Raw genomic sequence first — 19,724 nt, forward strand, 5'->3', positions numbered from 1 at the left:
TTCAAGATTAACCGAGAGGAACGAGTGCGTGATGTATTCGTTCCTTTTTTTATTTTTTTTGATAATTATTTGGTTTTATGATGATAATTGCTTACCTTTGCCGAACCAACGACTAACTTTTCATATGAAGAAGAAACTACTTTTACTATTGGCCCTGATGTTAGGGTTAACGGCAACGGCCCAGAAATATGATATTAAGTCTGTTTATCAGCAGATCGACGAGGCAATCAACCACTCGCCCGAATACGTGTCTGAATACGAAACGCAGATAGAAGAGCAGCGCCAGCAGTATGTCAAGGCAGTAACGCCAGAGGATAAATTCAAGCTGGCTTTCAGACTCTATGAGCTCTACAAGGCCTTTATGAACGACTCTGCGCTTTATTATGTCGACGAGGCCGAGCAATGGGCTGCCAAGTTGGGGGATGCCGCACAGGCAGGAAACTGCAGGGTGCTCAGGGCTTTTCAGTGCTCTACCGTAGGTTATTACAGTGAGGCGCTCCTTTTCCTGAAGACCGTAGACAAACAGAAACTGGACAGTGTGGGTCTGAAGAACTATTATACGACCCAGATGCATGTGTATGGCGAGCTGGGGTATTATTCGAAAATCCGTTCGATGCAGGACAGCTATTACGAGAAACAGCGTGTCTATCGCGACTCCCTCTTCGCGATGATCGACCATCAGCATCCTGACTATCTGATGTATCGCATCCAGGAACTGAAGAGTCGCCAGCAGTTGGAGGAAGGCCGCAGACTGAGTGATCAGTGGCTGAAGCGCACCAACCCCGAGAGTCGCGACTATGCCATTGCCTGCTACTACCGCTGGCTGGTGAGCGAGGATCAGGAAGAGATGCGCTACTGGCTTTCGCAGTCGGCCCTCAGCGATATCCGCCACGCCGTCATGGATCAGGCGTCGCTGCTGCAGTTGGCAGAGATCCTGAACGACGAGGGTGATCTGGACCGCTCGTATAAGTATATCCGTTTCACCTGGGACTGCAACAACCGTTTCAACACCCGCATGCGCTCCTGGCAGATTACGCCGATTCTCAATGTCATCGAAAACAATTATCAAAAAGCCGTATCCCGTAATACAAAGGTGCTCTGGACATCGGTGGTCGTGGTGAGCATCCTCGCCCTGTTGCTCTTGGGTGTACTCCTCTTTCTCCACCGTCGTAACAAACAGCTGGATGCCGCCCGCAATGCCTTGAAATCATCCAACGCCCAACTCTCAGCCCTCAACACCCAGCTCTCAGCCCAGAAAGACGAGCTCTCCACCCTCAATGGCCAATTATCAATGGTCAACAGCCAACTCTCAGAAACCAATCGTGTCAAGGAAGAATACATCGGACGCTTCATGAGCCTCTGCTCACAGTATATCGACAAACTCGACGACTACCGCAAGATGGTCAACAAAAAGATGAAGAACAAGGAACTCGACGAGCTCTTCCGCCTGTCGAAGTCTACGGAACTGAAAGAACACGAACTGGAAGAGCTATTGCAGAACTTCGACTCCGTGTTCCTCCACCTCTTCCCCAACTTCGTCGACGACTTCAATGCCCTACTCCAGCCCGAGATGCAGATCCACCCCAAGGAAGAGAACCGCCTGGCAACAGAAATCCGCATCTTCGCACTCATCCGTCTGGGCATCGAAGACTCGTCGAAGATTGCCGAATTCCTCCACTACAGCGTCAACACCATCTACAACTATCGTGCCCGTATCAAGAACGGAGCCCTCGACAATCGTGAGAGTTTCGAGCGCCGTGTCAAACTGCTCGGCATGCTGCAGTAAGGCGCTTACGATAACGATAACGTAAAAAAAGAAAGCGAAATGCATGGCGTTTCGCTATTTTTTTGTACCTTTGCAGCGACAAAATTCTAAAAAACTAATTAAAAAACAAATAAATGGAACAAGTATTTAGTTACATTATCAGTCTTGGTGCCTCGGTGATGATGCCGATTCTGTTTACCATTATCGGTCTCTGCATCGGTATGAAGTTCGGAAAATCACTAAAGTCAGGACTCTATGTAGGTGTAGGTTTCGTGGGCCTCGGCATCGTCACAGCCCTGCTGACCAATAACTTCGGCAGTCCACTGTCGGAAATCTCACGGCTCTACGACCTCCAGCTCGGTGTATTCGACATGGGCTGGCCCGCAGCTGCAGCTGTGGCTTACAACACTGCTGTTGGCGCACTCATCATCCCCATCTGTCTGGGCGTCAACTTCCTGCTGCTCATTACCAAATGTACCCGCACGGTCAACATCGACCTCTGGAACTACTGGCACTTCGCCTTCATTGGCGCTGTGGCATATTTCGTCATGGACCAGTCGTTGGCATGGGGCTACTTCGCCGCCATTGTCTGCTACATCATCACATTGGTGATGGCCGACCTCACAGCCGAGAAGTTCCAGGGCTACTACGACGATATGGATGGCATCTCCATCCCACAGCCTTTCTGTCAGAGTTTTACGGCCTTCGCCATCGCCATCAACTGGCTGCTCGACAAGATTCCAGGCTTCTCGAAGCTCGACATCGATGCCGAGGGACTGAAGAAGAAGTTCGGCGTACTGGGTGAGCCTATCGTGCTGGGTGTGATTGTAGGCGCCTTGATTGGTGCTGTGGCCCAGTTGGACATCAAGAAGGTGCTCTTCCTCGGTGTGACGATGGGTGCTGTGATGGAGCTCATCCCCCGTATCACCAAGCTCTTCATCGACGGTCTGAAACCTATCGCTGAGAAGACGCAGGAGGTGGTTCAGAAGAAGTGGGCTGGTAAGAAAGTCTACATCGGCATGTCGCCAGCACTAGTCATTGGTCATCCCACGACCCTCGTGGCCTCGCTGATACTGATTCCCCTGGCCCTCTTGATGGCTGTCGCCCTGCCTGGTAACGAATTCCTTCCACTGGCCTCGCTCGCAGGCATGTTCTATGTCTTCGTGATGGTACTCCCCTACACCAAGGGTAATGTGGTGAAGACGCTCATCATCGGCATCGTGGCCGTAGGCATCGGCCTGTGGTTCGTCACCGATATGGCCCCCGCCTTTACGCAGGCAGCCCAGACGGTCTATGCCCAGACGCAGGATCCTGCCGCCAAGATTCCTGAGGGATTCCAGGCTGGTGCCATCGACTTCGCGTCGAGCCTCTTCGGATGGGTCATCTATAAATGTGTCGACAGTCTGGCCTATGTAGGTGCAGGCATCCTGTCGCTCATCACCATCGCCATGGTGTTTATCAATCGTAAGCGCATCGTGGCAGACGAGAAGAAGACTGTTGAAGATTGAATATTGAATATTGAAATAAACAACAATTATGAAGAAGACAATTTTAACTATCGTTGGGGCAATGGCCCTCTCGCTTTCTGCTGCCCAGGCACAGGAAGCCGACAGGTTCGTAGGCGCACAGCATGTGAAGTTCCAGACCGCCTGCCATCCTGAAGACGTGAAACACTACGACACCCCGCTGCTCCGCGAGCGCTTTGTCATGGAAAAGGTGATGGCTCCCGACTCCATCCTCCTCACCTACTCTCATTACGACCGCTTCATCTTCGGCGGCGCCATGCCAGTAGCCAAGACCCTCAAGCTCGAGAACTTCTGGGAGCTGGGCCTCGATGTCGACAACAACATCAAGGAGAAATACTTCATGTACAATCGTGAACTCGGCGTCGTCAACTGTGGCGAGGGCGACGGTGTGGTCATCGTCGACGGTAAGGAGTATGCCCTCTCACCGAAAGAAGCCCTCTACATTGGTCGTGGCCATATCGCCAAAGACAAGGATGTCAACAAGGAAGTGCTCTTCCGCTCAAAGGATGCCAAGAAGCCTGCCAAGTTCTACCTCAACTCCGCTACGGCCCATCAGCACTATAAGACCCAGTGGATCACCCTCGACGGCCGTAAAGGTTCGCTCAAGGCTGCCGTCTGGGGACCTGTGGGAAGTCTCGAAGAGTGCAACAACCGCACCGTCTACAAGCTCATCGTCAACGATGTGCTCGAGGAAGGTCCCTGCCAGCTGCAGCTCGGTCTGACACAGCTCAACCCTGGTGCTGCCTGGAACACCATGCCGCCTCACACCCATGGTCGCCGCATCGAGGCCTACTACTACTTCAACCTGCCTCAGGAGCAGACCATCGCCCACATCATGGGCCAGCCCGAAGAGAGCCGCGTAGTATGGCTGCACAATGAGCAGGCCATCATGTCACCCGAGTGGAGCATGCACGCTGCAGCAGGCACATACTACTACACCTTCATCTGGGGTATGGCTGGTGAGAACCTCTACTATAACGACAAAGACAACATTCCCGTAATCGATATCAGATAACTATGACACCTGTACAAACTACCAAGATGTCCAACTTCCGCTGGGTCATCTGTGCGTTGCTCTTCCTGGCAACCACCGTTAACTATATGGACCGTCAGGTCTTGTCATTAACATGGAAAGACTTCATTGCCGTCGACTTCCACTGGACCGATGCCGACTATGGCAAGATCACTGGTCTCTTCTCGCTCTTCTATGCCATCGCCAACCTCTTTGCAGGTAAGTTCATCGACTGGATGGGCACCAAGAAAGGCTATCTCATTGCCATTTTCGTATGGTCTACGGGTGCTGTCATGCATGCCGGATGCGGCTGGGTGGCCATGAACATCGAGGGCTACGACTCTATCGAGGCCCTGCGCGCCGTTCAGGCAGGCAGCGATGCCGCTATAGCCATCGCCACCATCTCGGTATGGCTCTTCCTCAGCTGTCGTATGATCCTCGCCGTTGGTGAGGCAGGCAACTTCCCTGCTGCCATCAAGGCCACAGCCGAATACTTCCCCAAGAAAGACCGTGCCTTCTCCACCTCTATCTTCAATAGCGGTGCCTCTGTAGGAGCGTTGGCAGCCCCTGCCACCATTCCCCTGCTGGCTCGCGCCTGGGGCTGGGAGATGGCCTTCATCATCATCGGTGTGCTGGGATACATCTGGATGGGCCTCTGGATGTGGCTCTATGAGAAGCCCCGCAAGAACAAGCGCGTCAATCAGGCTGAGCTCAACTACATCGAACAGGATATCGACATCGCCGAAGTGCAGGATCGTGACAAGGTAAAAGAAGAAAAAGCCATCCCGTTCTTCCAGTGCTTCAGCTATCGTCAGACCTGGGCTTTCCTCGTGGGTAAGTTCATGACCGATGGCGTGTGGTGGTTCTTCCTCTTCTGGGCACCCGCCTACTTCAGCGACCAGTATGGCTACACCTCCGACTCTACGATGGGTATCATGCTCATCTTCACCCTCTACCTCATTGTGACGGTGCTCTCCATCGGTGGTGGCTATCTGCCCACCTACTTTGTCGACAAGAAAGGCATGAACCCCTATCTGGGTCGTATGCGTGCCATGCTCATCTTCGCCTGCTTCCCTGTACTGGGACTGCTGGCCCAGCCGCTTGGTGCCTATAGCGCTTGGTGGCCCGCCATCCTCATTGGTCTGCTCGGTGCAGGTCATCAGGCTTGGAGTGCCAACCTCTTCTCCACCATTGGCGACATGTTCCCCAAGAGCACCATCGGTACGATTGTGGGTCTGGGCACGATGACTGGCGGATTCGGTTCCATGGCCATCAACATGGGCTCTGGTGAATTCTTCACCTGGGCAGCCGGACAGGGCAGCGCCTTCCAGTTCTTCGGTTTCGAAGGCAAACCCGCAGCCTACATGGTAGTCTTCTGCATCTGCGCTGTGGCCTACCTCATCGGCTGGTGCATCATGAAGACGCTCGTACCGAAGTACAAGCCCATCGTCCTCGAAGACTAAACAAACTTCGAAAACAAAACAAATTCACTGAATTACATAAAGGCTCCAAGCGAGCCAACCTCATCCCCAACCGTGATGGCTGGGGATGATTGTTTTTATGTCCTTCCGACAAAATCGAAACCCCTTCCGCTCCTTTGTCGCAAATCCCCCACCCTGTCGCAACAAATGAACCAAGAAAACACCCAAATACTTGTATTCAGTCCAAAATCGCCGTATCTTTGCATCAGATTTTTGATTCATACATAAGTTAGTTCTGTTTTAAGTTAGTTGTTTTTTCATATCGAATTGTTTGTTTGTTAGAATGAGAATTGGGCCTGCAGTGATGCAAGCCCAATTCTTTTTGTTATATTGGTCTACACCTTATTATATATTATTTCATATCATCATTATTGCCCTCTCTTGGTTGTATAAAGCCTATTGGCTTTCGTTTAGGCTGTTGGCGATGCTCTGCCTGAAGTTCAGCCAATGCAGTGCTAATAGCGTCAAGTTGAAATCGTGTGCTTTCGTTAATATCATTTTGATCATGCAGGATATCTTCAATATCAAGTTTCAACTCCTCGAAATCTTTGCGTAACTGAACCACATCAGCGTTGGTATTGGGCAATGGCAGCGTTGCGGCAAGATGTCGGAAATGTACAAAAGCGCGCATTATATCTCGATTCACATTGATGGCTGTCTCAGACTTCAGTACGCTACTGAGCATAGCAACACCCAATTCTGTGAATGCATATGGCAGATACTTGATGTTACTACCACGACCTCTGTTCAAGGTCGCAATTTGCGACCTTGAACCAACTTGAGCGATTTCATCTTTTGTAAGACGAAACATGAAATCATCACCTTCAAATCGTTTTAAATTGCGTCTGACGGCTTCATTCAGACGTTTCGTTTCTACCTCATACATCTGAGCCAAGTCAAAGTCAAGCATCACTTTCTGCCCCCTGATGGTGTAGATTTTACTCTTCACCAAGGCCAGCAAATCCTCTTTTTGGATATTGTTCTCCATACTCTTAAATTTAAATGTTACACAATAATGGCGCAAAGGTAGTGGTTTCTCACGAAACTACCAAATCCTTGCACCACTTTTTAATGGAAATTGCTGCTCTTCCGACAAAAACGAAACTCTTTCCGTCCCTTTGTCGCAAATCCCCCACCCTGTCGCAACAAACAAGCCAAGAAAACACCCAAATATTTGTATTCAGTCCAAAATCCCCGTATCTTTGCATCAGATTTTTGATTCATACATAAGATAGTTTTAATAGTTAGTGATTTTCTTTTTTCCATTTTGATTAGTTTGTTAGAACAAGAGCGAGGCCTGCAGGGATGCAAGCCTCGTTCTTTATTTATTCATATGGATCTTCTCGCCGACAGCGTGGTTCACCCATGATACCAAGAAAACACAAAACGAGGTAGAGAACTAACAGATTCAGCAAAAAGCTAAGAATAATCCCAGGCCATGTAGGATTATTCTTGCCACCATCACAAATTGCAACGATGACCAGAAAGACCATCCCAGCGACGAAGATTATCAGGAACCATTCAGTTAACCCTATTCCAAACATAGTCTCATTCTATTTGTTACTAACTAACAGTTCGCAATATTCTTCGTTTACAACTCTGTCTCTATAGAGCTTCATGTCAGTGAAGTTTCTGCTGATGTTCTGAACAAGCTCAAGATAGTTGTCTTCATTCTTCTCGTTTATGTAAAAATATGGCTTTACAGATACACAGTTACGATGTTCAAACAATGTGTTGAGAAGCGTACGATCAGAATTACCACATGAATGACCCATGATGCATACCTGGAAAGGAGCAGATTCAATAAACTCCAACATCTTGCGATAGTTATTCGATTCTAAATAGCGAATCGATTTCATGTGGCGCAAACACTCATTATTATTCTTATCCTTAAGCTTTTTGAAGCCATCATCCAATTCGTCTCCATAACCAAATATTACACTATCTGGCTTATCTAGGCAACCATGAATGTTATTGATTGACACATGAGAGTGCTTTAGAGTATACAACGATGGAGTCTTTGTATAATTAAAATTGAGCAGCATCACCCTTGCAGGATTTAATTCTTCTTTTGACCGCTCAACTGCACTTAATCTATATGCGACAGCCAACTCTCTCTTTTTGATTGGACGATATATCTTTTCTTCAATATCATCAATCGCGTGTATTTCCTTTTTCTCTATTTCCTTAAGATATTGAATCAGCTTATTGCGTAAAATATTTAATTGATCGTTAATGGCTTTATAATTGGGGTATATGAATCCCTCCTTCAAATCCATCTTTTCCTGAAAAAGTAGCGAATAATATTCATTCTCAATGTCAACCCATCCCAATAATAATTGTGTCCATATACGCTGAAGTAGAGGACTATTAAAAGTAATTTTACAAAGATTTTTATCCTTGTAGGCTTCGATGAACGCATCTGAATCATTCCACGAGACAAATGGGTTCTCTCTCTTAAAATAATATCCCTGAAATACTGAAGCCCAATTAGGAGCATTTATACCATCGTTTAATCTAAAAGTACATAATCCGTCAGACTCCTCCCTTTTAATACTATTCAATAAGCGATGGCCCCACTGATTAAAATACCAACTGATGAAACTCTTATAACTAGTTTGTAGTCCATGAGCTATATCGAATCCATTGCCTATGAGTACGAGTCTGTTCATCGCTTACTTCTTTAGTTTATCGATTTCACCAAGCAGTTGCTCCAACTTCGCCACTATGCGCTTTTGTTCTGCAAGAGGTGGAAGAGGAATCCGCATAGTACGGAAATGTTTATCAGATAAATGTTTTACTGTAACGTAGGATACAGTCTTAAATATTTCTTCCAATTCGTAGGGCAAATAATAATAGAGGTATTTCTGGTTAAGAATACTTTCTTTTGCCGTAATTTTACAAACTCGTTGATTCAAATATGCATTATCAGATTTCCAGAAGCAAACATTAAAGTTTCCGTCCATACCCACAAGCATATCACCCTTTTTTATTACATATCTTTCTTCTGCTTTTTCTGTGGTATACGTTTTAGTGGATGATGGAATAATATCTCTTATACGAATAAGAGGAAAACCTAAACTGTTTTCGTTGAATGCAGTTGAGTCAAACGGATATCCATATAGGATGTCTACACAATCAAACAAATTACACCACTCCCAACTATCGGGGATTGCGAAGGGGATTTCATCTTCGGAGATTGGGGTTTCGATGAGGTCTTTCTTTTTGAGTTTGCCGGCTTTGACGAGTTGCTGCTTTTCTTCGCGAATCTTTTGCAGCAAAACGGAGGCTGGTTCGTCGTTGGGGTCTTGGGGAACTAAGCGGCCTTCGATTGCTTCTTGCAGAATGCTTTTCTTTAAGCGTTCTGGAAGTTCCTCGTTCAGCTTGTTGAGTTCGTCTTGTGTCTTGCCGTATTTCTCCACTTTTGGCAAAAGTTCTTCAATCTTCGCCACGATACGCTTTTGCTCTGCATAAGGGGGAAAAGGCACATTCAGATCTAAAACATCTTCTCTACTTATTCCTGGAATTACACCTTGCGCTTTAGAAACAATAGATTGCATATTTGCATTTACTACAATTCTAACATAATCAATTAAGACGGTTGAGGATAATGGTCTTATTATTTGAATTTGTCTTGCTATATGAATTTTCGGAATATCACATATACACATTTTACCTACACCTGAGCCCTTACATACAATTAACAAATCACCTTCTATACCTATTACAGAAGGTGTTTCTGTCCATCTGTTAATATGCAATCTTCCGTTGGATATATTACTTGCACCCGTAATATATGGAGTTCCCTTTTTTTCAGAATTATACTTTTCTGGAGGAAAATCTTGTCCTGATAAGAGCTGTATAAGATTGGACAACCTCACCCACTCCCAACTCTCGGGAATCTCAAAGGGGATTTCATCCTCGGAGATGGGTTTTACTTCGAGGTCTTTCTTTTTGAGCTTGCCCTCTTTTACCAGCCTTTCTTTCTCCTTACGGATGCGCTCCAGCAAGATGCTTGCTGGTTCGTCGTTGGGGTCTTGGGGTATCAGGCGGCCCTCAATGGCTTCTTGAAGTATAGCGTTCTTTAACTGCTGTGCGTTCATAGGTTATTTCTCGTTTTGAAGCCTAAAGAATTCTTTCTGCTGCTCAATCTCACGACGCAGTTCCTCCTTGGTAGGCATATAGGTAAGATATTTAGCAGCATAGAGCTGATCGTTTCCGTTGAGTACAGAATAGTGAGCTACATCTTCATCAGTTTCTGCACAGAGCAATATACCAATGGTGGGATTATGCCCTTCTGGCCTCATCAAGTCGTCGTACATCTTTACATACATATCCATCTGCCCAACATCCTGATATCTCAATTTTGTAGTCTTCAAATCTACAAGAACAAAGCAATGCAGAAAATAATTATAGAACACAAGATCAATATAATAATCTTCCTTCTCTGTATGTATATGTTTCTGCCTGTCAACGAAGGCAAAACCTTTGCCCATCTCCATGAGGAATGGTATCAGATGATTGATGATACTTTGTTCTAAGTCACTCTCCGTATAATCGGTATTATTCTTAAAGCCAAGAAACTCTGCGACTACTGGATTTTTCAGATACTCCAGTTTATCTTGCAATGGGGCAGTCAGTTGCTTCATCTCGCCACGAACCGCATCCTTGTTTTGCGACTGGAGTAAGCGATGATAATACTGGCTGCTGACATTCCGCTGGAGTGTGCGAGTGCTCCACATTTCGCGTGCAGCTTCCTGCTCATACCAGTCACGAGCCTCCTTGCTACTCTCCTGAAGAATGATGCGATAGTGCGTCCAGTCAAGATGAATCGATGATTTTGCACGCAGTGAGTGCAAAATGTTTTCTGATTCTCTACTCACTGAGTGGAAAATGTTATCGAATTCATTATCTGCAGATTTTCTACTCACTGCGTAGAAAATATCTGGATGGTAGTTGTAGAAAGCTACGAAGTGGTATAAATTAGCTGTTTGAAATCCTTTTCCATATCTTTCCACAAGTGATTGAGCCAGACATTTTACCACCTGCTTACCATACTCTGCACGCTTGTCTTTCAACACCTCATGCTGAATTCGCATTCCTAACAGCCAGTTACGCTTAATTAATGTTTCGTTTACTTGACGATAAGCGGTGGCCTGTGCCTGATCAATAATGGTACAAGCATCCTGTATCAAAGATTGTTGCGCAGCCTGCGCGACAATTTGGTCGTTCTTCTCTATCTCGTTCATCATCTTATTCCTTAATATATTTCTATCCCCAACATCTGCTGGATTTCGTTTAGCGTCTTGTCAATCTTGGCATCGAGGGCGGTACGCTTTTCGTGATATTGCTTCAAGAGCTCTTCGGGGCGCAGCACCTCTTCTTCCTCTTTGGGGAACTTACATTGATCGAAGTTCAGACCTAAGTCCATCAGTTCCTGGGCTGAGAAACGGCGTGATTTCTCGTCGCCTGATTCTGCATCAACCATCTCCACCCGATTCTGCCACCAGTCTTTGATGGGTTGGCAATGCGCTGCCTGCATGGGCTTTGTCTTAGAGAAGTGCTTGTAGCCCTCGGGCATATCGAGGCGATAGAACCAGGTCTCTTTCGTGCAGAAGCCCTCTGCAGCGCCCTCAGCTTTCTCATTGTTGAAAAACAGAATATTGGTGGCTATCGAGGTGTAAGGCGCAAAGATGCTGCCAGGCAGACGGATAATGGTATGCAGATTGAATTCACGCAACAGCTTTTCCTTGATAGCCAGTTTGGCGTTGTCAGTACCGAAGAGGAAGCCGTCAGGCAGAATCACTGCTGCCCTACCCTGAGCTTTTAAACGATACTGGATCACCACCATAAACAGATCGGCTGTCTCGCTGGAACTCAGATCGGCTGGGAAGTGACGCTTCACCTCGTTTTTCTCATTACCGCCATAAGGGGGATTCATCAGGATCACGTCGAACTTATCATCATCGGTATAGTTCAGCACATCTTTCGTGAGCGAGTTGCCATAGTTCACCTGAGGCGAATCGATGTCGTGCAACAGCATATTGGTGACGCAGAGCATATAGGGGAACTGCTTCTTCTCGATGCCATAGATGGAATGGGCGTAAGCCTCCCTGTCCTCAGCGGTCTTCACCTGCTTGTCGAGGGCTTTCAGCCATGAGGTGAGGAAACCACCAGTGCCACAAGCGAAGTCTGCCATCTGCTCCCCCACCTGAGGCGCAATGATCTCTGCCATGAAATCAGTCAAGGCACGAGGGGTATAGAATTCACCAGCTGTACCAGCCGACTGCATCTCCTTGAGGATGGTCTCGTAGATCTCACCAAAGGCGTGACTTTCTTCGTAGCTGCTCAGGTCGAGATCGTCGATGACATTGATCACCTGTCGGAGCAATACGCCATCTTTCATATATTGGTTGGCATTGAGGAAGGTGGCCTTTACGATGGCACTGCGCATCGGCGTGGCTGGTGTTACCTCCAGATTCTTTAAGGTGGGAAACAGGGTGTTATCTACGAAATCGAGCAGATCGCCTGCCGTCAAGGCTTCGCCGTCGCCATTGTCCTTAGCCCAGTTGCGCCAACGACAATCTTCCGGAATAAATGACTTGTAGTTATCTTCGTTAAACTCCCAATCGTTTTCTTTCTCATCATATACCTTCAGAAACAACATCCAGGCAATCTGTTCTATTCGCTGGGCATCGCCATTGATACCTGCGTCGTTGCGCATGATGTTTCTGATGTTCTTAACAAAGTTAGTGAGTGCCATGCTTATGCAATATCGTTATAAATCATAGTTTCTAATTCCTTGACAGCCGAGAAATACTGCTGGTTGCCGCCAAACAACTTGGCGATAGTGGCTGGAGAGCCCATCTGACGGAAGGGATCTAAGCTCAGCACCTTGCGGTTTTCCAACTGACTGATACCGTCGCTTGCGTACTTGTCAAGCAATGCCTCCAACACCTTCTGAGCCTCTGGACCATACTTATGAAACACGTCGCGCTTCTTCACATTCTCGGCACGCTCCTTTCGGGTGAGTGGTTTCTTGCCATAGGCGATGTGGCAGATAAAGTCGAAATCATCCACATCTGTCATTCCCTGATCTTCCTTCAAGGCCTGCAAGTCGATACCACTCTCGCGCATCAGCTCTGTGATCTCCGCCTTGCGCTCTGCCTCATTCCAATGGTTGATGAAGTCATTGAGGTTGGCGTAAGTGTCGTTGATATTCTTCTTGGTGTAATCAGTGATGCTCTCCGTGCGGAGCAGTTTTCCGTTTGAATCATACACGGATACCATCTTGTTGATGATCCTTACCTCACAGCCTTCCCTATCGACAATGGGCCTTTCTTCATGTACCTTACCTCCATCATCTGGTTTGTCCTTGGGTGGCGCATAGGGCTTTGCCCTGTCAGGCAGATAACCTTTATCCACCTCTAACGGGCCATCCCAGTCAGGATCTGCAAAGAGGCGGGTGATGTTTCGGAAGTCCATGATGGTGAAGTGGGTCTTTCCCTCTTTCTCACGAATGCGCGTGCCACGACCCACAATCTGCTTAAACTCGGTCATAGAGTTAATCCGCTGGTCGAGTGCTATCAGCTTCACCATCTTACAATCCACGCCTGTAGAAAGCAGTTTGCTGGTAGTGGCGATGACAGGCGTCTTCGACGATACAGAGATAAAGTAATCGAGCTTGGACTGGCCGTAGGCATCGCTGCCCGTAATGCGCACCACATAATCGGGATATTTCTTGCACATCTCAGCATTCTCGTTGACCAAGGCAATGCGCATACGTTCTGCATGATCCTCGTCAGCACAAAACACGATGGTCTTGGCCATACGATCAGTGGTTTTCAAGTAACTCGTTATTTCATGGGCCACCTCGCGGATTCTATCTGCTATGATGATGTTGTAATCGTAATCCTGATTATTGTAGATTCGGTCTTCTATCAGGTTCCCGTTGATATCCAACTGTCCCTTTGTGGGGCGCCATTCGTCGCCAATGTTGGTGGTGATATTTATCACCTTGAAAGGTGCCAGGAAGCCATCGTCGATACCCTCTTTCAGACTGTAGGTGTAGAGCGGTTCGCCAAAGTAGGTGATGTTCGACTGGTAGCGCGTTTCCTTGGGCGTGGCCGTCATACCAATCTGAGTGGCTCCGCTGAAATATTCCAGAATCTCTCGCCAATTGCTATCATCCTTGGCACTGCCTCGATGACACTCATCGACGATTACCAGGTCGAAGAATTCCGGCTTGAAGAGCTCTGCGTAATTCTGCTTCCCATCCTCACCTATCAATTGTTGATAGAGGGAGAAATATACCACATGGGCCGTTGATTTCGTGTTCTTATCCTGCGAGTAGTTCACCTTGTGAATCACATTGGTGAGAGGTTTGAAGTCTTGCTCAATAGACTGATCTACCAAGATATTCCTGTCAGCCAGATATAGCACTTTCTTCACCAGTCCAGCATTGATCAGACGATAGACTATCTGGAAGGCGGTATAGGTCTTGCCTGTACCTGTGGCCATCACCAGCAGCATGCGCTTCTTACCTTGCGCTATAGCGTTTACTGTACGATTAACGGCATTACGCTGGTAATAGCGAGGTGGGAAGATGTCAATTCCTGTGCAATAGGGCTGCCTGATAACCTTCAGCTCTTCGTCAGACAGTCCATTGCCATCATGGCTCTCAGCCAGATATCGGCCGTAAAGCTCTTCCTTGGTGGGGAATTCATCCATGGAGAACGAGCGTTCCTTGCCTGTCAGGAAATCATATTCTTGGAATCCAAAGCCATTAGAGCTGAAGGCGAATGGGATATCCATCATCGAGGCATATTCCTTGGCCTGCTGCATACCAAAACCAACAGAGTGGTTGGCATCCTTGGCCTCGACAATGGCGATGGGCGTAGCCCTGTTGTAGTAGAGCATATAGTCGGCATACTTCGCTTTACCACGAGCCATGAGGTTACCTCTAAGGTTTATCTTACCATCTGTAAGTTTTACCTTAGTTTCCATGGTGATATCTTCTAACGACCACGCCTTGCTCACAATGGCAGGGGTGATATAACGTAGCTTAATATCTTCTTCCGAAAGTGAATATACATCATCCATAGACGTCCTATTACCCTGCAAAGATAAGCATAATCGGGGACTTCTGCAAATTTTTAAGGGAAAAAGTCATGGTTTTGTCTTTACTCCGAGTAAAGTGGGAGTTTACTCGGAGTAAAGTACCACTTTATGACGGGTAAACTCTGAGACCTGGGAAGTCCTGACGAATATCCGTTTTGGGAGTAGAGACAAAATGAGTAAAGTTTGTTTACAAGCGTCAACAACATGTAAACATGCATGAGTAATAAGTATAAAAAAGGCTTAAGCCGTCACCTTGGCAGATAAGTCTCTGATTTATAAAGCTTTAAGTGGTGACGGCTGCCCTTTTGAGCCGTCACCCAGCCGTCACCGAAGCAGATTTTTGGTAAGAGATACGGACAGAAATGGGCTTCTATAAGTATTAAGACTTTGGTTATCAAGCAGTTCCACAACAGCAAAGACAAAGGAAACAGTTTGTTTCCATAGGGGAAACAAGTTGTTCCCAACGTGGGAACATAGGAGTTCCCATAATGGGAACAAACTATTCCCATGGTGGGAACTCATGGAAAGGACTATCTGAAGGAGGCGCGGATATGGTAATTTTATTTGAAAAACGATTTGTGGTGACGGCAGGGTGATGGCTCAAAAGCCAAGCCGTCACCACTTAACAAATTGATAGTCAGGAGGAAAGGTCGCATGGTGACGGCTTAAGCCATTTTTCAACTATTTCGTGAGTGGAGAATTTGCTTGCACATTTTCCATTGTCATCTCGACTAAGCGAAGCACATGGAGAGATCTCATGAGATCCCTCGACTACGCTCGGGATGACAGAAAGGGGGCGCTCGGGATGACAGAGTAAATAATCCCCAGCCGTTCGGCTGGGGATTATTTACTCTACCCTCGCTGGATCGCAGCCTTGACCTAGAGTCGAGCCTGCTAACGCTCGGTAGAGCTGATGCAAGCATCGCTCTACCCTCGCTGGATCGCAGCCTTTTTGCGCTGATCGTGGTCGAGGATGATTTTGCGCATACGCATGGACTTGGGAGTGACTTCGACAAGCTCATCTTGCTTGATGTATTCGAGGCACTCTTCCAACGACATGACGGTCTTGGGGATGATGCGGGCTTTCTCATCGGTACCAGAGGCACGGACATTGGTGAGCTGCTTGGCCTTGCAGACGTTGATCACGAGGTCGTTGTCGTGGACATGCTCGCCAACCACCTGTCCGGCATAGACGTCTTCACCTGGATCGATGAAGAATTTACCACGATCCTGCAGCTTGTCGATGGCATAGGCGAAGGCATTGCCCGTATCCATGGAGATCATGGAGCCGTTGACACGACGCTCTATCTCACCCTTGTAGGGCTGGTATTCCTTGAAGCGATGGGCCATGATGGCCTCACCCTGAGAGGCGGTGAGCACGTTGGTGCGCAGACCAATGATACCACGCGAGGGGATGTCGAACTCGATGTTGACACGCTCGCCCTGGTTTTCCATCGAGGTCATCTCACCTTTACGACGGGTGACCATATCAATCATCTTGGAGGCGAACTCTTCGGGCACGTTGATGGTGAGCTCTTCGATAGGCTCGCATTTCTGACCATCGACCTCTTTATAGATGACCTGAGGCTGACCTACCTGCAGCTCGTAGCCCTCGCGACGCATGGTCTCGACGAGTACGGAGAGGTGGAGCACGCCACGACCTGAGACAATCCATTTGTCGGTAGAGTCTTCGAAGGGTTCTACGCGCAGGGCGAGATTCTTCTCAAGCTCTTTTTCGAGGCGGTCGTTGATATGGCGGGAGGTGACAAATTTACCTTCCTTGCCGAAGAAGGGGGAGTCGTTGATGGTGAAGAGCATCGACATGGTAGGCTCATCGATGGCGATAGGTGTCATGGGCTCGGGGTTCTCGAGGTCGCAGATGGTGTCGCCAATCTCGAATTTCTCGAGGCCGATGACGGCGCAGATGTCGCCACAGTCGACGCTGTCAGTGCGCACGTGGCCCATGCCTTCGAAGGTATGGAGCTCTTTGATCTTGGTCTTCTCGAGTTTGCCGTCGCGGTGAGCGATGGTGACCTGCATACCGTCTTTGAGGGTACCACGATGAACGCGCCCCACAGCGATGCGACCCTGATAGCTGGAGTAGTCGAGCGAGGTGATGAGCATCTGAGGCGTGCCTTCAATCTGCTGCGGAGCGGGGATCACTTCGATGATCTTGTCGAGCAGATAGGTGATGTCGGTGGTAGGTGTCTTCCAGTCTTCGCCCATCCAGCCGTTTTTGGCGGAGCCATAGACAACGGGGAAGTCGAGCTGATCCTCAGTGGCGTTGAGGGAGAACATGAGGTCGAACACCATCTCGTAGACCTCCTCGGGGCGACAGTTGGGTTTGTCGACCTTGTTGACCACCACGATGGGCTTGAGACCTATCTGAAGGGCTTTTTGGAGTACGAAACGGGTCTGGGGCATGGGGCCCTCGAAGGCGTCGACGAGCAGCAGACAGCCGTCGGCCATGTTGAGCACGCGCTCTACCTCACCACCGAAGTCGGAGTGTCCCGGGGTATCGATGATGTTGATCTTAACGCCTTTCCAGTTGATAGACACATTTTTTGAAAGAATAGTGATGCCGCGCTCCCGTTCCAGATCATTGGCGTCGAGCACTTGATTGCTAAGGTTCTGTCCCTCACGGAAGAGATTTCCCGCAAGCATCATCTTGTCCACGAGAGTCGTTTTTCCGTGGTCTACATGTGCAATTATTGCGATATTTCTAATATCCTGCATACCTGTTTATTAAAATTCGGCTGCAAAGGTACGAATATTTTTCGAAAAAGTTTGCAGTATCGAAAAAAAGTTGTACCTTTGCACCCGCATTTCGGAAAATCCGGAGCATTTGATGACGTAACCGGCTGGTGATTAGGCCAGAAAAGCGTCTGAAAGATGTTATTGCAAACAACATTAATCACAATTTAAAAATTATGTATTTAGACAAGGCAAAGAAGGAGGAGATCTTCGGTAAGTTCGGCCAGAGCGCTACTGACACTGGTTCTGCAGAGTCTCAGATTGCTCTTTTCAGCTATCGTATCTCTCACCTCACAGAGCACCTGAAGAAGAACCGTAAGGACCACAACACAGCCCGTTCACTGACCATGCTGGTTGGTAAGCGTCGTAAGCTGCTGAAGTACCTGTACAATAACGATATCAATCGTTATCGTGCCATCATCAAGGCCCTCGGTCTTCGTAAGTAATAAATTCCCCGCTTCACCGCGGGGTTTTTATTTAGCAATAAAGAATCCCCGCCAACTCTGGCGGGGATTCTTTATTGTTGTATCTCACGAAGGGGAATCATCACGAAGTCGCGCTCATACATCAGGGGATGAGGAATCTGAAGGTCGGGCTCATCGAGGGTGATGTCATCGTAGAGCAGGATGTCGATGTCGATAGGACGATCGCGATAGGCCATGCCTTTATAACGACGGCCCAGCTCGCGTTCAATCTGTTTGGTGACCTCGAGCACCTTGCGGGGCAGAAGTTCGGTCTCGATGAAGATGGCGCAGTTGAGGAATTTGTTGCCTGAGGTGAATCCCCAGGGCTCGGTCTCGATGATGGACGACTGGCGGATCACTTTGCCAACACGCTCGCCAATGAGTTCGATGGCACGGGCAAGCTGCTTATTCCTGTCGCCCTGGTTCGAGCCCAGTCCCAGATATACCTTATGCACGAACGTGGCCATCTCTCTCTTCTTTAGTCGTCGAGCATCAGAAGGGCGTCGCCGTAGCAACCGAACTTATAGCCATTCTTGACGGCTTTCTTGTAGGCCTCGTAGACGAGGTCGTAGCCACCGAAGGAGCACTCAGACATCATCATCGTGGACTCAGGGTGGTAGAAGTTGCCGATCATGGCGTTGCACATACCGAATTCGTAGGGCGGGAAGATGAACTTGTTGGTCCATCCCTCGAACTCTTTCAGCAGGCCGTCGGTACCTACGGCAGTCTCTGTGGCACGGGCGGTGCTGACACCTACGCAGCAGACGCGATGGCCGTTGAGCTTGGTGGTGTTGACGAGGTCGCAGGCTTCCTTGCTAACGAACATCTGCTCAGATGACATCTTATGTTTGGTCAGATCCTCAACCTCGATGGCGTCGAAGTTACCAAGTCCGCAGTGGAGGGTGATATAGGCGAAGTTAATGCCTCGGATCTCCATGCGCTTCAGCAGTTCACGACTGAAGTGCAGACCTGTGGAGGGTGCTGTGACGGCACCTTCGTTCTTGGCGTAGATGGTCTGGAAGTTCTCCATATCTTCAGGAGTGGCCTCGCGCTTGTCGATGATGTATCGGGGCAGCGGGGCAGCACCCAGGGCGAAGAGTTCGCGCTTGAACTCGTCGTGGGGACAGTCGTAGAGAAAACGCAGGGTGCGACCACGGCTGGTGGTGTTGTCGATGACCTCGGCCACCATAGGTCCGTCGTCCTCGAAGAAGAGCTTGTTGCCAATACGGATCTTACGGGCGGGCTCTACAAGTACGTCCCAAAGGCGCAGGTCGGCATTCAGTTCACGCAGCAGGAACACCTCGATCTTGGCATCGGTCTTCTCTTTCGTGCCATAGAGACGGGCAGGGAACACCTGGGTGTCGTTGAAGATAAAGGTATCGTCCTCGTCGAAATAGTCGAGGATATTACGGAAGTCGAGATAGACGGGGTTACCCTCTTTGTCCAGGAGGTCTTCGCCATTCTCATCTTTCTTGGTCATCTCAATACGTCCACTCTTGCGATGAACCACCATCAGGCGGCACTCATCGCGGTGGAAAGGAGGTTCCAGTGCCACCTGCTCTTCTGGGAGCTTAAACTTAAACTGTGATAACTTCATTATAT

General features: G+C 48.3%; 14 protein-coding genes. 5 read left to right on the forward strand and 9 right to left on the reverse strand.

Annotated elements, in window-relative coordinates:
- The first annotated feature begins 124 nt into the window (after window positions 1-124).
- The 4 genes from BMY16_RS11435 to BMY16_RS11450 all read left to right on the forward strand — a co-directional run bounded on the left by BMY16_RS11435 (window position 125) and on the right by BMY16_RS11450 (window position 5,766).
- Window positions 125-1,786 carry a DUF6377 domain-containing protein gene (locus tag BMY16_RS11435; protein WP_091842585.1) on the forward strand — a complete coding sequence of 554 codons (1,662 nt, stop codon included), beginning with the start codon at window positions 125-127 and terminating at the stop codon, window positions 1,784-1,786.
- A gap of 113 nt (window positions 1,787-1,899) precedes the next feature.
- Window positions 1,900-3,273, forward strand: coding sequence for a PTS galactitol transporter subunit IIC (locus BMY16_RS11440; RefSeq protein ID WP_091842586.1), 1,374 nt, complete (start codon window positions 1,900-1,902; stop codon window positions 3,271-3,273).
- A 28-nt stretch (window positions 3,274-3,301) separates the two neighbouring features.
- On the forward strand, window positions 3,302-4,306 hold the full coding sequence (gene kduI, locus BMY16_RS11445; protein WP_091842588.1) for a 5-dehydro-4-deoxy-D-glucuronate isomerase: 1,005 nt from the start codon (window positions 3,302-3,304) through the stop codon (window positions 4,304-4,306).
- Window positions 4,307-4,308: 2 nt separating this feature from the next.
- Entirely contained in the window at window positions 4,309-5,766 is a 1,458-nt protein-coding gene (locus BMY16_RS11450) for an MFS transporter (RefSeq protein ID WP_091842589.1), read from the forward strand.
- Between the two features lie 370 nt (window positions 5,767-6,136).
- On the opposite strand, the gene BMY16_RS11455 is transcribed toward BMY16_RS11450, so the two are convergent.
- From BMY16_RS11455 to typA, 7 genes are all read right to left on the reverse strand, one after another.
- Window positions 6,137-6,772: an ORF6N domain-containing protein gene (locus BMY16_RS11455; RefSeq protein WP_091842591.1), complete on the reverse strand. Its 636-nt coding sequence runs from the start codon at window positions 6,770-6,772 to the stop codon at window positions 6,137-6,139.
- Window positions 6,773-7,337: 565 nt separating this feature from the next.
- Window positions 7,338-8,456, reverse strand: a complete 1,119-nt coding sequence (locus BMY16_RS11465; RefSeq protein WP_091842594.1) for an AbiH family protein — start codon at window positions 8,454-8,456, stop codon at window positions 7,338-7,340.
- A 3-nt stretch (window positions 8,457-8,459) separates the two neighbouring features.
- Entirely contained in the window at window positions 8,460-9,887 is a 1,428-nt protein-coding gene (locus tag BMY16_RS11470; RefSeq protein WP_091842596.1) for a restriction endonuclease subunit S, read from the reverse strand.
- Between the two features lie 3 nt (window positions 9,888-9,890).
- Window positions 9,891-11,036, reverse strand: a complete 1,146-nt coding sequence (locus BMY16_RS11475; RefSeq protein ID WP_244513044.1) for a PDDEXK nuclease domain-containing protein — start codon at window positions 11,034-11,036, stop codon at window positions 9,891-9,893.
- A gap of 8 nt (window positions 11,037-11,044) precedes the next feature.
- Window positions 11,045-12,547, reverse strand: coding sequence for a type I restriction-modification system subunit M (locus BMY16_RS11480; RefSeq protein WP_091842598.1), 1,503 nt, complete (start codon window positions 12,545-12,547; stop codon window positions 11,045-11,047).
- A 2-nt stretch (window positions 12,548-12,549) separates the two neighbouring features.
- Window positions 12,550-14,886, reverse strand: a complete 2,337-nt coding sequence (gene hsdR / locus BMY16_RS11485; RefSeq protein WP_091842600.1) for an EcoAI/FtnUII family type I restriction enzme subunit R — start codon at window positions 14,884-14,886, stop codon at window positions 12,550-12,552.
- 945 nt (window positions 14,887-15,831) lie between these two features.
- Window positions 15,832-17,640, reverse strand: coding sequence for a translational GTPase TypA (typA, locus tag BMY16_RS11490; RefSeq protein WP_091842601.1), 1,809 nt, complete (start codon window positions 17,638-17,640; stop codon window positions 15,832-15,834).
- A gap of 194 nt (window positions 17,641-17,834) precedes the next feature.
- Here typA and rpsO point away from each other — a divergent pair, with 194 nt between their 5' ends.
- Window positions 17,835-18,104 (forward strand): 30S ribosomal protein S15, encoded by a 270-nt coding sequence (rpsO, locus tag BMY16_RS11495; protein ID WP_091842603.1) that lies wholly within the window; start codon window positions 17,835-17,837, stop codon window positions 18,102-18,104.
- A 71-nt stretch (window positions 18,105-18,175) separates the two neighbouring features.
- Here rpsO and folK read toward each other — a convergent pair whose 3' ends face one another.
- Complete coding sequence (gene folK / locus BMY16_RS11500; RefSeq protein ID WP_091842604.1) at window positions 18,176-18,589, reverse strand: 2-amino-4-hydroxy-6-hydroxymethyldihydropteridine diphosphokinase; 414 nt, start codon at window positions 18,587-18,589, stop codon at window positions 18,176-18,178.
- A gap of 11 nt (window positions 18,590-18,600) precedes the next feature.
- Entirely contained in the window at window positions 18,601-19,719 is a 1,119-nt protein-coding gene (queA, locus tag BMY16_RS11505; RefSeq protein WP_091842606.1) for a tRNA preQ1(34) S-adenosylmethionine ribosyltransferase-isomerase QueA, read from the reverse strand.
- Window positions 19,720-19,724 lie beyond the last annotated feature (5 nt).

Origin of the sequence: Prevotella sp. ne3005 (assembly GCF_900110085.1) — a bacterium.
Lineage (GTDB): Bacteria > Bacteroidota > Bacteroidia > Bacteroidales > Bacteroidaceae > Prevotella.

Excerpts from the sequence above, each read along its gene's own strand:
- BMY16_RS11435 (WP_091842585.1), top strand. The coding sequence starts at position 125 with ATGAAGAAGAAACTACTTTTACTATTGGCCCTGATGTTAGGGTTAACG.
- BMY16_RS11440 (WP_091842586.1), top strand. The coding sequence starts at position 1,900 with ATGGAACAAGTATTTAGTTACATTATCAGTCTTGGTGCCTCGGTGATG.
- kduI (WP_091842588.1), top strand. The coding sequence starts at position 3,302 with ATGAAGAAGACAATTTTAACTATCGTTGGGGCAATGGCCCTCTCGCTT.
- BMY16_RS11450 (WP_091842589.1), top strand. The coding sequence starts at position 4,309 with ATGACACCTGTACAAACTACCAAGATGTCCAACTTCCGCTGGGTCATC.
- BMY16_RS11455 (WP_091842591.1), bottom strand. The coding sequence starts at position 6,772 with ATGGAGAACAATATCCAAAAAGAGGATTTGCTGGCCTTGGTGAAGAGT.
- BMY16_RS11465 (WP_091842594.1), bottom strand. The coding sequence starts at position 8,456 with ATGAACAGACTCGTACTCATAGGCAATGGATTCGATATAGCTCATGGA.
- BMY16_RS11470 (WP_091842596.1), bottom strand. The coding sequence starts at position 9,887 with ATGAACGCACAGCAGTTAAAGAACGCTATACTTCAAGAAGCCATTGAG.
- BMY16_RS11475 (WP_244513044.1), bottom strand. The coding sequence starts at position 11,036 with ATGATGAACGAGATAGAGAAGAACGACCAAATTGTCGCGCAGGCTGCG.
- BMY16_RS11480 (WP_091842598.1), bottom strand. The coding sequence starts at position 12,547 with ATGGCACTCACTAACTTTGTTAAGAACATCAGAAACATCATGCGCAAC.
- hsdR (WP_091842600.1), bottom strand. The coding sequence starts at position 14,886 with ATGGATGATGTATATTCACTTTCGGAAGAAGATATTAAGCTACGTTAT.
- typA (WP_091842601.1), bottom strand. The coding sequence starts at position 17,640 with ATGCAGGATATTAGAAATATCGCAATAATTGCACATGTAGACCACGGA.
- rpsO (WP_091842603.1), top strand. The coding sequence starts at position 17,835 with ATGTATTTAGACAAGGCAAAGAAGGAGGAGATCTTCGGTAAGTTCGGC.
- folK (WP_091842604.1), bottom strand. The coding sequence starts at position 18,589 with ATGGCCACGTTCGTGCATAAGGTATATCTGGGACTGGGCTCGAACCAG.
- queA (WP_091842606.1), bottom strand. The coding sequence starts at position 19,719 with ATGAAGTTATCACAGTTTAAGTTTAAGCTCCCAGAAGAGCAGGTGGCA.